Below are 16,148 nucleotides of genomic sequence, written 5' to 3'. Positions count from 1 at the left end.
TAAGAAAGTTTCTACAGATTAATGATGATATTGCATTTGGATAGTCTTAAATCATTCATGGTTATCAATTTCTAACATGCCAAATTTAAAGAAATATAGATAACCTTTAACTTTGGTTTGAAGAATCGTTTCTAATGTGTTGCGATAATATTTCATCTGAATTTGATATTTATCTTTCAATTGTTGTCCAATTTCTTCATCTGTTAATCCTCTTCGACGATTAAAGGCATCTGTCTTATAATCTACAAAGTAATATTGACCTTCACTCACATAAATCAAGTCAATCATACCTTGAATAATCGATACACCTTCATCAACTAACTCTAACTGATCCACTTTAGCTTGATTGACTACAAATGGCAGTTCTCGGAAAACGCGATCAGCACATGCAATATTCATGTATAAATCACTTTGTATAAATGTCATAATCTCATTAAATCTTATATCCTCATTAGCGTCTGATTCGATAATATTTCTTTCAACTAAAAGATCTATATATTCGTCTAACTCGGTTTCAGTTAATCTATCTTTTTTAAATGGCAAGTGCTGCATGACTGTGTGCATCAATGTTCCCACTTCATTCGCCTTACGTTTACCTTGTTGACTTAAAAACTTAGGTCTTTCGTATGTTGATACACCAATACGGTATTGACGCACTCGATCATAATTTGTACCACTTTCCTCTGTTTCTAATTGACGCTTCAATTCAGATACAGACTGCTTTGATGGTTTTTCAATATCCTTTTGATATGGATATTCAAATGTAAGTTTTTCTTTAATTTTAGCTTTGATGTCATCATTACCGCTTTGATAACGTTCAATATCTTCCACAGTTCTTATTTCACTTTCTGAAACTACGGTCTCTGTAGAAATATCTTCGAAGTTATCTACATATAAATTCACTCTCGGTTTAACATTACTATCTAATTGTTCAATGTCTGATTCAAACTTTTGATCATTCGTAATACTTGAAGATTGATATTTAGCTAAAATACTATAAATCATAGTAAATGGTGTTGATGCAGTTAAACGTTCATTAACAGCAAGATGATTTCCTGAAATTGGTAACCTTTCTAATTTGCCCAACTCTTTTTCATCTTTTACTCTTCCTATTAGAATTAACTGCTCTTTGGCACGTGTTAATGCAACGTAAATTAAACGCATTTCCTCAGAAATCATTTCCTTCTCGTTAATTGCCTTGTAAGCAACTGAAGATAATGAAGGATACGCAATATCTTCATTAACATCGAAATAATCCATACCCAAACCATATTTCTGATTCAATACAACTTGTCTACTCAGATCATTTTTATTAAATCGTTTAGATAGTCCTGAATAAATGACAAATGGGAATTCCAATCCTTTACTACTATGAATGGTCATCATTCTAACCACATTATCATTCGGACCTACGATATTTTCTTCACCGAAATCCTTACCTCTATCAATCAACTCATCGATAAATCTAATGAATTGGTATAATCCTCGGAAACTTGAATTCTCAAATTCAATTGCTTTATTAAACAAGCCATAAAGATTTGCACGACGTCCTCTGCCACCTATGAGTCCACTAAAATATTGAATCACATAATGGTCGTTATAGAATTTATCAATTAATTGATAGACAGGGTAACGTTGACTATAATCTTGATAATGTTGAATATCAGCTAAAAATCGTTTTAACTTAGTTACTAATTTTTTATTAGCCATATCATTTTTTATATATTGTTGAATCGATTGATAAAAATAATCATCATTCGGACTAAATACGCGAATATTAGCTAATTCATCTTCTGTAAATTGATAAATCACTGAACGCATTAACCCGACTAAATAAATATCTTGTAATGGATTATCAACTGTGCGAAGAAACGATAATATTAAACGTACTTCTGTTTGTTCAAAATATCCTTCCCTACTATTGACATGGAAAGGGATATCATTATCTTTAAATGCTTGTTGTAAATTACGTGCTTGGCCATAACTTCGTTCTAGAATAACGATATCTTTATACGTCGCTGGTCGATACGTATTTGTTTTCATATCATAGACTTTTCGATGTTCTAAAATATCTTTTACTTGTTCAACGATATAATTGGCTTCTTGCTCAGTACCCGTTAATTTACTATTTTCAGAGCTAGCTTCTACTAATGTACGTAATTCTACATTATGATCTACTTCATCAAATGGTGCGCCATAATACAATTGTGCAGCATCATCGTAAGTGATTTCACCTACTGCTTCATCCATCATATGCCTAAATAAATAATTAGTAGTAGATAATACTTCTTTACGTGAACGGAAATTTTGCGATAAATCAATACGCATTCCTGCATTCTGTCCATCCACATTAAATCGATTATATTTTTCAATAAATAAGCTAGGATCTGCTTGTCTAAATTTATAAATGGATTGCTTTACGTCACCAACCATGAATAAATTACCATTCGACTCATCTCCCGTTTTAATACAAGATAAGATTTTCTCTTGTACACGGTTCGTGTCTTGATACTCATCCACTAAAATTTCAGAAAAATGTTGACGATACATGTCAGCGATGGCTGAAGGTGTACCATCTTCATTGGTTAAAATTTGAAGTGCAAAATGTTCGTAATCTGCAAAATCTAATACATTTCGACTTCGCTTATGCTTACTAAAATCATGGATGACATCTTTCACAATTTCTGAAAGATAGCGCACACGCGGTGCAAGTAATTGCATATCGCGTTTTAAATCTTCTGGAGTTCTTGAAAAATAATCGTTTTTTACTTTATTAATCAGGTCTTTATATTTATCATATGAGGCTTTTGCATCTTCTAGAGCGTCGAGCATCATCGCATTTTCTTCTTTTATTTTAGCGCTAATACTTGGGAATCGACTTACAAATTGATGATGAACAAGTACATCAACCTGTAATTGATCGTTATGATATAAATCACGTATAAATCGACGTTCTTGTTCAATAACTTCTAATTGTTTCTCAACACCTTCCATCATTGAAAATAATTCATAACTTTTTTCAAGTGACTCATGACCAGCATTAATAAAAATCATTGCTAAATCGTTTAATAATTTTAATAAATCATCTTGCTGTCTTTCATCATCGTATGGTGCAGAGAGTTGATTTAACCATTGGAATGGATCAGGATTAGCAATACTAAAGAAATATAACTGTTTAATTATGTTTCTAAATTGTGTATCGCTACGATCATTGGATAATTGCTCTGTTAAATCAATGAAATCAGGATTTAACTTATCATAGTGTTGTTCTAAAACCTCATCGATCGTTTGTTCTAAAAGTAAAATATTTTCCGCTTCACTACTCGTTCTAAAATTCGGATCGATATCTAATACATCATAATGTTGTTGAATTAGTTTTAAACAAAAGCTATGCAATGTGGATATTTGTGCTTGATGTATTTTGATACGTTGATTTTTTAAATGTTCGTTATTGGGATCTTCTATGGATGCCTGTTGAATACGTTGATCCACACGATGCTTCATCTCTCTAGCACTTAAATTCGTAAATGTTACAACTAATAAACGGTCAACATCAATTTCATCTCTTAAAATTCGTTGAATAATTCTCTCTACAAGAACAGCTGTCTTTCCTGATCCTGCAGCAGCCGCTACTAACGTATCTTGACCTTTTGCATAAATACTACGCCATTGTGCATCTGTCCAAATAACATCTTTAGGTTTTGTAGGTATCATTCATCTTCACCTCCATTTTCTTCCATTTGTTGTATTACTTCTTTTGGATTAATCGATTCATCAACTGTGCGATATCGTTTACTATCAATCATACCATCCACATGACATACTGATTGATAACTACAAAATTGGCACGGCAATGTTTGTTTATATTTAAGTGGTGATACTTCTGTGTGACCATCCATAATATGTGTTGCTGTATCAATAAAGTTATTTTTATTATGTTCTATAAATTTATAAATGGTTTTTTCATCCGCAACTTGACTACCAGCTTTACTAATAGCACCTTTAGCCGTTAAACCAACTGGTACTATATCGGATTTAAACTTAGGTTCTAATCGAATATCTAATGCATCTAAAACATCTTCATCACTATTAACTAATCCACTCATTTTAAATGATTTAATATAGTCTTTTTCTATTTTGTCTTGATCAATTTCCGACCAGTTTTTCAATTTTAATCTTGGCTCGTGAACATGGAAATATAGCAATCCTCCAGGTTTAACTATATCTGTTAATCCTAATCTATCTTGATTTTGAAGCACAATATCCATATATGTCATCATTTGCATTTGTAAGCCATAATACACTTTCGTTAAATCAAGCGTAGCACTACTTTCTGACGATTTATAATCGATAATATTAACATAGCTTTGATTGTCTTTAGTATACGTATCAATACGGTCAATTTGACCTCTGATATTAATGGGTACACCTTGTTTAGTTGTTAATGATTGTGCAATTAACTCATCATCAGATTTAGGCTTTTTACGGAAACCTGTTTCAAATTGTTGTGGTTTGAATTTTGTATAATCGCCTTGATATTTTAATGCATTGAGTGTCGTCTCAACAATGGCACCTATTCTTCGTGATAAGTAGCGGTAATATGCAGATGAATTCAGTAAATTAAATTGCACTTTAGGTAGAATAGTTTCTAATGCTTCAGTAGTTAATGACTTGATTTTCTTTTGATCTAAATGTTTAAAATCGCCATTGATCCGATCTGAAATGTATTTCAATACAGAATGGAAGATATCACCTAAATCAAAGTTCTGTAATTCATATTTTGTACGTTCATTGAGTCGTAAGCCATGTGAAGCGTAGTGTTTAAATGGACATTGTTGATATCCTTCGAATCTCGATACACTTGCATTGATTGTTTTACCATATAAGTCTTGCGCCAGTGTTTCACTAAGTTGTGTTGTCTCATTATCATAAGTTAAAGACGTAATTAAGTAATCTAGGTCCTTATTTAAATGCTCGTCATCTCTCATAACTTGGAATGCATCTATCCATGTATCTGCTACAATTTCTTCGTCTAACCACGCTCTAAGTGATTCAAACAAATTAATTTTAGTCTGATGTACATGTTCAATTAACGACATAGGTTGCGCTTGATGCATCTGATGGAGATTTATCGCATTCAAGTCTTGATAAATATCTTTAATTTGAGCTAAAAATGGACTCATTTCTTTTTCATCACCAGATGCCCCCATTAAACTATATGAAAATGTCACTTTAGATGTTGCACGGCTCATCGCGATATAACACACAAATGCTTCATCCATTTGTAGAATATCTGACGTAGGGCTTAATTCAATTTGGGCATTTTCTTCAAATAATTTCTTTTCATCGTCACTAATTAAACTAGAGGAAGAAATGGGTTGTGGCATTGAACCATCATTCATACCTACTAGGAAGATATGCTTTTTATTATCTACTTTTGCTAAATCCATGGTACCAATACTTACTTGATCTAGTGTTTGTGGAATCATAACAAATTCTAATTGTTCTAATCCTATATCAAACACTTCCAAGAAACGGGATAATGACATATTTTCGGTCTCAAAGACGGTCACTAGGTCATCTAAAATTTGTATTAATCCGTTCCAAATTTGATCAATTTCTTCAGCTTGTTCATGATAGCCATCATTATCTAGCATATCTCTCTCAGTCATCAAATGATTCGGCAATTCAAAATACTCCATACTCTCATAAAATGCCGTCGCAAAATCACGTACTGTTTCGCCTTCATTCATGGCTTGTTCAAAGTATAAAATTTTATCGATGACATCTGTTTTTAATTTAACTACCTGTTCGAATGTGTCTCTTTCTTCTTGAGTCAGTTGATGTTCTTTACGTCCCATTTTTCTAAAGTTTTCAATATTAAATATCTCATCATCTAACCATTTTTTGCCATATATTCCTCGTTCTATCGCAAAGTTTTCCAATAAATCTATAAGATGGGTGCTATTTTTAAATTGGTCTGTGAGTACATTTGTTTTTAACAAACGCATCATTGCATTGATATGCCAATTAGATTGTATGACTTCGATTAATGAACGAATCATTTCCATAATAGGATGATGTGTCATTGAACGCTTTGTATCGATATTAAATGGAATTTGATATAAAGGTAATATAGATTCAAATAAATCCGCATAAGACGCATCTCTATAGAGGATCGCAATGTCTTGAAAACGTAATTGATTATCACGTGTGTCTTTAAGTATTTGACGTGCGATTTCATTTATTTCTTCTCTCATACTTGATGATTCGAAGATATCGATAAATCCCTCTGATTTCTGTGGCGTGATTTGTAATGCATCAAATTGTGACTCCAATGATTTTAAGTCATTATTTTCAAAGCGATAAATATCTGTAAAGATATTTTTATTTAATTGAATATGCAAATTTTGTGCTATATCTTCGAGATGAGTAAGTACTGCTGAGGGTTTTCTAAATAAACTGAAAGCATCTTGATTGCCATCAGTAGTGAGTAATACTGTTACCTTCTTAGCATGCTTTACCAATGCTTGTATCATTTCATATTCTAATGTTGAAAAGTTGTGGAAGCCATCTATGTATATTTCTGACCGTTTCAACCACTCAGATTGATCCATTTGTTTGATAAATTGACGTAATGAGTCCTCTACTGTAATAAATTGTCCGTGCATTCTCGATTCAAATTGCTTAAATATTAAAGAAATATCTTCTAATTTATGTTTTGTTCTTGTTTGAACATGATGTGTATTTAAAAATTCATCTATATGTTCTGGTAAAACAGAGTACTTTTTAAAATCTTGAATCTGCTCTGCTAACTTTTCACTAAATCCAAAATATTTAGCTTGCGAACGATATAATTTCATATCATCTTGATATTGTTGTACTAGATGATAAATCATCATTTCTGTCGCAGCCTTAGAAAGTCGCTGTTCCGTAAAGCCTCCAACTTCTTGGAATACTCTATGACTTAATCTTTCAAAGTGAAGTACTTCGGTTCTTAAGCTACCATTCAATGCTTCGTCATTGACAAATGCTTGTTCAAATTGAAATGTACTTTGTGTTGGAGCGATTAAAATAATTGGATCTCCAAGTGGGTCACGTTTCATTTTATCTTTAATTTCGTTAACCATCGTTGTGGATTTACCAGTCCCAGCTCTACCTATATATGCATTTAATTCCATTACAGCCTTCACTCCTTTGACAACATTTTAACACGGGAGTGGTAAAGAAATCTCTAAAATTAATATTGAGATTTCGTCGTAACCCCAACTTGCATTGCTTGTAGAATTTCTTTTTGAAATTCTCTATATCTGGGGCCCCACTCCTCTACAAGGTTGACTAGAACTAAGATTAATAGAATATTGATTTTAGTTCAGTCAACTACTGCCAAGTCACTCAATATTATATGTAACATTTTTATAAATTATTGTTCCTAATAGCTTTCACTATTAGGTAAGTCATACTAATTTGCTTTGCAAAAGTATGACTTTATGCGCACTAGCTTTAGCTAGGGTGATCCTTTAATTTAAATTAATATTGAGATTTCGTCGTAACCATAGCTTTCATTGTTTGTAGAATTTCTTTTTGAAATTCTCTATGTTTGGGTCCCTGCTCCCCGGCAAGATATGTAAAACAAAAAAGCGGTAGACGTCATCACAACATCTACCGCTTCAAATCATATTAATTTTTAGTATTATCTGGATTAAAGTTAAATTTAAATTCATTTAATGGCCAGAATCTGAATGATACTTTACCAACAATTTGATCTTTATCGATTAAGCCGAAAGAACGACTATCTTTACTTACTTCACGATTATCACCTAGAACTAAGTATTTATCTTTAGGTATAACATTAGATTTAGAATTTGCATTAGCTAAATCTTTCACTTGGAAAGTACCTGTAATATATTCAACTTGCTTACGCTTCTCATTATAATTTAAATATGGTTCGTCTTGTTTCTTACCATTAATGTATAATTGGTCTTTTTTATATTGTACTTTATCACCAGGTACCCCAATCACACGTTTTACGTAGTCATCTTTCTTGTTAGCATGGAAAACGATGACATTCCCTTTTTTCACATCACCTATTTTATATCCCATAATATTTACAACTACACGTTCACCGTCTTTTAATGTTGGGTCCATTGAATCACCTTTAATTGTATACGGTTGACCAACAAAATCTTTAATAAACCAAACCAGTGCTACTGCCACTACTATGGCAATAACCCACTCCATAATTTCTTTTTTCAAATTAGACACCTCTTATATTCATTTAAAATCTGTCGTAAATGCTTCAAACGGATAATATTTAATACTTATATCTCCAATAATATTCTTTTTATCAATTAAACCATAGCGTCTAGAGTCTGATTGATTATGATCATTATCATTTAACACAAAATAATGTTTAGGGGAAATGATATCGCCATCAGAATATTTCATATCTCTTAATGAAAAGTTTTTTAATTGTCTATTTTTCGCAAATTTATCTTTAACTTCTCTATCATCACGATAAATTTTATTATTTCTTATTTCAATAGATTGACCTGGTTCGCCTATAATCCTACCAAAATGCGTATGTCCGTCAATGTTGTACATAATAATATCACCAGTATCCAATAAATTGAATGTCACTTTTATTTTATTAACAATTAACCTATCACCTTTAACTAAAGTAGGTGACATATTGTCATCTGTGACAATAGCTCCTCTAATTAGGAATGTTTGGATAAACAGTACAATAATAATCGCAAATATTAAGGAAATCAAATATTTAATAACAGTTTTCACTTTTTCACTCCTTAGTAGAGCCCATAAAATGCTTTTCTACTCTTTTACTGATAAACCAAAGTATGATGAAAAAAAGTATAGTCACAATTGCTCTTATCGGATTAGTGAAAATAGTCGTTACTTCTCGTCCCATTATCCCTAATACAGTGATAGAAATCAATTTAGATAAAGTTAGTACAATAAAATAATACTTTATCTTAATATGTGAAAGGCTTGCTACGACATTAATCAAGGTATTTGGTGTAAATGGAAAGCATAATAATATAAATAATGGTATTAAACCTTGTCTATCAATAAAACTAATTAATCGTTGTACAGATCGCTTAGTTTTAAATTGCTTCATCTTATTTGTGTTGACTAATCGCTTGAATATTAAAAACATAGTAAAAGTACCGGAAACAATACCTAGCCAACAAATGATAATACCTACGATTGCACCATATGTATGCATTATTAATATGACATATAACGTTAGTGGTAATATTGGAATAATCGCACGAAAATAAATGAGCACAAAACCTGGAATATATCCAAATTGCCGAAATAAATCAAACCACTCTTCTAACTGTTCAAACGACAAAATCCCAAATCCTTTCTTCGGTAAACATTACTATATTTATTATAGTTGTAATTATAGCTTTTTGAAACAACTATCTTTTTTGAATTTAATAAATACATCTTAAGACCTAGATTATTCTCAATATCAATATAAATACCGATGAAACTTAATATGTTCCATCGGTATGATTTCAATTATATTTTAATATTTAAAATTAATCATGTTTGCTTTGCAATTGATACCTTATAATCTTGCTTCAAGGTCTTTCTTCATATCTTCAAATCCTGGTTTACCAAGTAAAGCAAACATATTTTGTTTATATGCTTCTACACCAGGTTGATTGAATGGATTGACACCTAATTGATAGCCGCTCATAGCACAAGCAAGTTCGAAGAAGTAAACGACATAACCAAATGTTTCTTCATCTAATTGTGGAATGTTAACAACGATATTTGGAACGCCACCATCAGTATGTGCTAATAATGTACCTTCAAACGCTTTTGTATTAACTTCATCAATTGTTTTACCAGCAAGATAATTTAATCCATCTAAATCGTCACTATCTTCTTCAATAGTAAGATCATGTTTTGGATGATTCACTTTTACAACTGTTTCAAATAAGAAACGACGACCTTCTTGTACGTATTGTCCTAATGAATGTAAATCAGTTGTGTAGTTAGCACTTGAAGGATAAATACCTTTAAAGTCTTTACCTTCTGATTCACCGAATAATTGTTTCCACCATTCATTGAAATATTGCATTGAAGGTTCATAGTTAATAAGCATTTCAGTTGTATAACCTTTGCTATACAGAAGGTTACGGATTGTTGCATATTGATAAGCAATATTTTCATCTAATTTGTCAGAAGATAATTCTTTACGTGCTTTTGCTGCACCAATCATCATTGCTTCAATATTAATACCTGCAGCTGCGATTGGTAATAAACCTACAGCAGTTAAAACTGAATAGCGACCACCAACATCATCAGGTACTACAAATGTTTCATAGCCTTCATTCGTAGCTAATTGTTTCAATGCACCTTTTTGCTTATCAGTTGTAGCAAAGATACGTTTTTTAGCTTCTTCTTTACCATATTTATTCTCAACTAATTGTTTGAATAAACGGAATGCAACTGCTGGTTCTGTAGTTGTACCAGATTTAGAAATAACATTTACAGAAAAATCTTTGTCAGCTAAATAATCTACTAACTCTTTTGTATAGCTTGAAGATAAATGATTACCTACAAACACAATTTCAGGATAGTCATTATTTGTTCTGAATGAAGATGTTAGCATTTCAATAGCAGCACGTGCACCAAGGTATGAACCACCAATACCAATAACAACTAACACGTCAGAATTTGCTTTAATACGTTTAGAAGCTTCTACAATTCTTGAAAACTCTTCTTTATCATAATCAACAGGAAGGTCTACCCAACCCAAGAAATCATTTCCTGCACCAGTTCCTTCATGTATCGTTTTGTGTAATGTCTTCACGATATCTTTTTGTTGTTCTAATTCATGTTCTCCAAAAAATTCTAAAGTCTTACCATAATCTAATTGAATATGAGTCATCTAAAAAGCCTCCTAAGTTTTACTACTTTAATTCTACTAAGTTTGTATATGCTATTCAATTCACAAGTCTCTATTTTATATTCAAAAAGTGAATTTTCAGTGTCATCTTCTTAAATCATCAAAACACCACCCTCCCTTTATACAATTTTCTAAAAATTATTAATTAATCAAAATACCTACAAATCAACCATTACATGTATTTCGGTTCTAAAAAGTTATACCTAAAATGTATATTTATGTAGTTTTATGGTTTATTTTTCATCAAGAATTTGCTATGATGAATTTATATTAAAATTCTGAAAATAATTTGAGGTGTAAATATGAAAGAGAAAATCGTTTTAGCATATTCCGGAGGATTAGATACAAGCGTTGCAGTACAATGGTTAATTGACAAAGGATACGATGTAGTCGCTTGTTGTTTAGATGTAGGAGAAGGTAAAGATTTAGACCTTGTTCATGACAAAGCATTAAAAATGGGTGCTGTAGAATGTCACATCATTGATGCAACAAAAGAATTTAGTGATGATTATGTTAGCTATGCTATTAAAGGGAATTTAATGTATGAAAATGCATATCCATTAGTATCAGCATTATCTCGTCCCCTAATCTCTAAAAAGTTAGTTGAAATTGCTGAAAAAACAAATTCAGTAGGTATTGCTCACGGATGTACAGGTAAAGGTAATGACCAAGTACGTTTCGAAGTTGCTATTAAAGCCCTTAATCCTAACTTAAAAGCATTTTCACCAGTAAGAGAATGGGCATGGAGTCGTGAAGAAGAAATTGATTATGCTATCAAACATAATATTCCAGTTTCTATTAACTATGATTCACCTTATTCCATCGATCAAAATTTATGGGGTAGAGCTAACGAATGCGGTATTTTAGAAGATCCATATGCTGCTCCCCCTGAAGATGCCTTCGATTTAACGAATGCATTAGAAGATACACCTGATGAAGCTGATGAAATTATCCTTTCATTTAAAAATGGTGTACCTGTTCAAGTTGATGGTAAAGATTACAATTTAGATGACTTAATCCTTTATTTAAATGAATTAGCTGGTAAACATGGTATTGGTAGAATTGACCATGTTGAAAATAGATTAGTAGGTATTAAATCAAGAGAAATCTATGAAACACCAGGTGCGGAAGTCATCTTAAAAGCACATAATGCATTAGAAACAATTACGCTTACTAAAGACGTGGCACACTTCAAACCAGTCATTGAAAAGCAATTTTCTGAACAAGTGTACAATGGTTTATGGTTCTCACCATTGACTGATAGCCTTAAACAATTTATAGACAGTACACAACAATATGTTGAAGGTGACGTAAGAGTTAAATTATTCAAAGGCAATGCGATTGTAAACGGCAGAAAATCACCATATACACTATATGATGAAAAACTTGCGACTTATACTAAAGAAGATGCCTTTAATCAAGAAGCTGCAGTAGGATTTATCGATATTTATGGTTTACCAACACAAGTCAATGCTATGTTACATGGAGGCTATAGTAATGAGTAATAAAGCTTGGGGAGGCAGATTTGAAGCACAACCAGAAGAATGGGTTGATGAATTTAATGCTTCAATTGATTTCGATCAAAATCTAATCGATCAAGATGTACAAGGCAGTATTGCACATGCTACAATGCTCGCTAATCAAAATATTATTAGTCAAGATGAAGCCCATACAATTATCGAAGGGCTAAAAGCAATACAAAAAGACGTACATCAAAATAAAATCGAATTCAAAGCGTCATTAGAAGATATTCATTTAAATATTGAACATGAACTGATTCAACGTGTTGGTGAAGCTGGGGGTAAACTTCACACAGGAAGAAGTAGAAATGACCAAGTAGCTACAGATATGCATTTATATACTAAAGAAGAAGTAACTGGCATTATTGAATTAATTAAATCATTACAACAAACAATACTGACAATTGCTAACCAACATGTCGACACGATTATGCCAGGTTATACGCACTTGCAACGTGCACAGCCTATTTCATTTGCACATCACATTATGACTTACTTTTGGATGTTAGAACGTGATAAATCACGTTTCCAAGATAGTATGAAAAGAATCGATATCTCCCCTCTTGGTGCAGCAGCATTAAGTGGGACAACACATCCTATTGATCGTCATGAAACACAAGAATTACTCAATTTTAGTGCAGTTTATGAAAATAGTTTGGACGCAGTAAGTGACCGTGACTATATTGTTGAAACTTTGCATAATATCTCATTAACTATGGTTCATTTATCAAGATTTTCTGAAGAAATTATCTTTTGGTCTACAGATGAAGCTAAATTCATTACTTTATCTGATGCCTTTTCTACAGGGTCATCCATCATGCCTCAAAAGAAAAATCCTGATATGGCTGAATTGATTAGAGGTAAAGTTGGACGTACCACAGGACATTTAATGAGTATGTTAGTAACACTCAAAGGATTACCATTAGCTTATAACAAGGATATGCAAGAAGATAAAGAAGGCTTATTTGATGCGATTCATACCATTAAAGGTTCATTAAAAATATTTGAAGGTATGCTAGATACTATGACGGTAAATACCAACCGTTTAAATGAAACAGTTACTAAAGATTTTTCAAATGCTACTGAATTAGCAGATTATCTAGTAAGTAAGAACGTTCCATTTAGAACAGCACATGAAATTGTTGGAAAAATCGTCTTAGATTGTATTAATAAAGGTATTTATTTACTTGATATACCTTTAGAAGATTATCAATCACATCATGAAAGTATCGAAGCTGATATTTATGACTTTTTAAAGCCTGAAAATTGTTTAAAACGTCGTAAAAGTTATGGTTCAACAGGTCAAGATGCTGTTAAACACCAATTATCAGTTGCACAACAATTAATGAATTCATAATATATTTAGCAAGGAGAGACAAATTGTCTCTCCTTGTTTTTCTCTCCAATCCTCTCCTCTTCCAACATAAAAACTAAAACAACTGTTTTAAATTATAATTATATTGCCTGTCAACTTATAGTATAATAATCAAGTATTCAAAAATTATTAGAAAGGGCAATCTATGTTTAAACATCCCAAAACTACTTTATTTTTATTATTTTTTATATTTTTGTCTTTCATTGGTCTGTTTATTTATACTTACTTCCAAAACACTCGTGTTAAATCTGAACAGTTCAATAACAAAGCCAGTCAACATTCAAAATGGCATACCAATCCCACACAAGAAACATTTGTAACAATTGCACTTAGAGGCGCGAGTGGTTATGCGCCTGAACATACACTTAATGCCTATGATAAAAGTCATCATGATATTGGCGCCTCATACATTGAGATTGATTTACAAAGAACAAAAGACGGCCAACTCATAGCGATGCATGATGATTCAGTTGATCGAACTACTAATGGTCATGGCAAAATCAAAGATTTAACGCTAGCACAAATTAAAGAACTAAACGCTGGTGAATGGTTTAATCAATTACATCCTGAAAAGGCTAAACCAGAATATCAAAATGCCAAAGTACCAACCTTAGATGAAATACTGTCAAGATATGGTAAACATGCAAATTATTACATCGAAACAAAATCACCTAATGTTTATCCAGGTATGGAAGATCAACTTTTACAAACACTTCAAAAACATGATTTATTAAATAAAACCTCTTTAAAAAATGGTCATGTTATGATTCAATCCTTTTCTGAAGATAGTCTGTTAAAAATCCATCATCAAAATAAGTCTATTCCGTTAGTTAGATTATTAAAAAAACACCAATTACAACAATTGACAGATAAAGACTTAAAATATATTCGCAAATATGCAACAGGCATTAGCCCAGAATATACTGACTTAAATGAATCTAACACTGTTCATTTAAAAGATTTAGGTTTTATCGTACATCCTTTTACTGTAGATAAAAGTGCTGATATGAAACGATTAAATCGTTATGGTGTCGACGGTGTCTTCACCAACTATGCAGATAAATATAAACGTATTTCACATTAAGATAAATGCATATCATAAAGCATAACTACTCAATATTTTTAAAACTTCAACAATGTAAATGGTTTGTTAATTATTAATATATTTTGAAATGAATATTAAGTTCTTTATAGTTGTTTAATTATTCAGTAAATTCTATTTCTCATATTTAAAAATATTGCCATGATTGTAGTAACACTCAAATTGAAAGGATGTTATTACTTTGAAATTAAATAAATGGGTATCTGTTGGAGTTGCAACAATCACTTTATCTATGCTAAGTGTCAGTACACCAGCACTTGCAAGCGGAGATGGTCAATCAACACAAACCTCAGATTCAACTGAAAATCAAACACAAACTCAAACATCTAATCATACTAATCAAAGTCATTCGCAATGGCAGAAAAACTTAACTGGTGAAGCTCACACGACAATTGCTCATAGAGGTGCAAGTGGTTATGCTCCTGAGCATACATTTAATGCCTATGATAAAAGTCATAAAGAATTAGGAGCGTCATACATAGAAATTGATTTACAAAGAACGAAAGATGGTCATCTCGTTGCCATGCATGATGAAACCGTTGATCGTACTACTAATGGACATGGACAAGTTAAAGATTATACATTAGCAGAGTTAAAGAAACTCGATGCTGGTAGTTGGTTTAACAAACAACATCCTGACCTTGCTAAATCAGAATATAACAATGCAAAGGTCCCTACTTTGGATGAAATTTTAAGTCGTTACGGTAAAAACGCTAATTATTATATCGAAACAAAATCTCCTGATGTTTATCCAGGTATGGAAAATCAATTAATTCAAAGTTTAAACAAACATGGTATGTTGACTGATCAATCACTTAAAAATGGTCATGTCATTGTTCAATCTTTTTCTGAACCTAGTCTACAAAAAATGAAACAATTAAATCCTAATATTCCTTTAATTCGTTTATTAGATAAAGGCGAGTTACCTTTCCAAAGTGAAGCAGATTTAAAACGTATTAAGTTTTATGCAGTTGGTGTAGGGCCTGAATATACAGATTTAAATGAAGAAAATACTAAGCATTTAAAAGATTTAGGATTCCTAATACATCCATTTACTGTTAATGAAGAAGCAGATATGCAACGTTTGAATGACTATGGCATTGATGGTGTATTTACCAACTATGCAGATAAATACAAAAATTTAAACCAAAAATAGCAATACTTATAAATCATTGTGTATACTAACGTTAGATTCATACTTTT

General features: G+C 31.8%; 10 protein-coding genes. 4 read left to right on the top strand and 6 right to left on the bottom strand.

Features of this window, described 5'->3' with window-relative positions; genetic code table 11:
* Positions 1-51: 51 nt before the first annotated feature.
* The 6 genes from addA to ACJQQZ_RS01860 form a co-directional block, all read right to left on the bottom strand.
* On the bottom strand, positions 52-3,714 hold the full coding sequence (gene addA, locus ACJQQZ_RS01885) for a helicase-exonuclease AddAB subunit AddA (RefSeq protein ID WP_145505879.1): 3,663 nt from the start codon (positions 3,712-3,714) through the stop codon (positions 52-54).
* Positions 3,711-7,181 carry a helicase-exonuclease AddAB subunit AddB gene (gene addB, locus ACJQQZ_RS01880; RefSeq protein ID WP_145505877.1) on the bottom strand — a complete coding sequence of 1,157 codons (3,471 nt, stop codon included), beginning with the start codon at positions 7,179-7,181 and terminating at the stop codon, positions 3,711-3,713. Before addB ends, addA begins: the two co-directional genes overlap by 4 nt.
* A 499-nt stretch (positions 7,182-7,680) precedes the next feature.
* Positions 7,681-8,256, bottom strand: coding sequence for a signal peptidase I (gene lepB, locus ACJQQZ_RS01875; protein ID WP_124228440.1), 576 nt, complete (start codon positions 8,254-8,256; stop codon positions 7,681-7,683).
* An 18-nt stretch (positions 8,257-8,274) separates the two neighbouring features.
* Entirely contained in the window at positions 8,275-8,796 is a 522-nt protein-coding gene (gene lepB, locus ACJQQZ_RS01870; RefSeq protein WP_002450796.1) for a signal peptidase I, read from the bottom strand.
* A 4-nt stretch (positions 8,797-8,800) separates the two neighbouring features.
* Positions 8,801-9,376, bottom strand: a complete 576-nt coding sequence (locus ACJQQZ_RS01865; protein ID WP_124228441.1) for a TVP38/TMEM64 family protein — start codon at positions 9,374-9,376, stop codon at positions 8,801-8,803.
* Between the two features lie 222 nt (positions 9,377-9,598).
* Entirely contained in the window at positions 9,599-10,930 is a 1,332-nt protein-coding gene (locus tag ACJQQZ_RS01860; RefSeq protein ID WP_145505874.1) for a glucose-6-phosphate isomerase, read from the bottom strand.
* 320 nt (positions 10,931-11,250) lie between these two features.
* Here ACJQQZ_RS01860 and ACJQQZ_RS01855 point away from each other — a divergent pair, with 320 nt between their 5' ends.
* The 4 genes from ACJQQZ_RS01855 (at position 11,251) to ACJQQZ_RS01840 (ending at position 16,101) form a co-directional block, all read left to right on the top strand.
* Positions 11,251-12,453 (top strand): argininosuccinate synthase, encoded by a 1,203-nt coding sequence (locus ACJQQZ_RS01855; protein ID WP_408023020.1) that lies wholly within the window; start codon positions 11,251-11,253, stop codon positions 12,451-12,453.
* Complete coding sequence (gene argH, locus ACJQQZ_RS01850) at positions 12,446-13,825, top strand: argininosuccinate lyase (RefSeq protein WP_124228444.1); 1,380 nt, start codon at positions 12,446-12,448, stop codon at positions 13,823-13,825. Before ACJQQZ_RS01855 ends, argH begins: the two co-directional genes overlap by 8 nt.
* Before the next feature lie 163 nt (positions 13,826-13,988).
* On the top strand, positions 13,989-14,927 hold the full coding sequence (locus ACJQQZ_RS01845; RefSeq protein WP_124228445.1) for a glycerophosphodiester phosphodiesterase: 939 nt from the start codon (positions 13,989-13,991) through the stop codon (positions 14,925-14,927).
* A 250-nt stretch (positions 14,928-15,177) separates the two neighbouring features.
* Entirely contained in the window at positions 15,178-16,101 is a 924-nt protein-coding gene (locus ACJQQZ_RS01840; RefSeq protein WP_408023096.1) for a glycerophosphodiester phosphodiesterase, read from the top strand.
* Positions 16,102-16,148: the final 47 nt, after the last annotated feature.

The sequence above is a fragment of the Staphylococcus sp. KUGN1 genome (genome assembly GCF_045984185.1).
GTDB lineage: Bacteria > Bacillota > Bacilli > Staphylococcales > Staphylococcaceae > Staphylococcus > Staphylococcus warneri_A.
The sequence above is the reverse complement of the archived record's forward strand: the minus strand, read 5'-3'. Positions and strand labels throughout refer to the sequence as shown.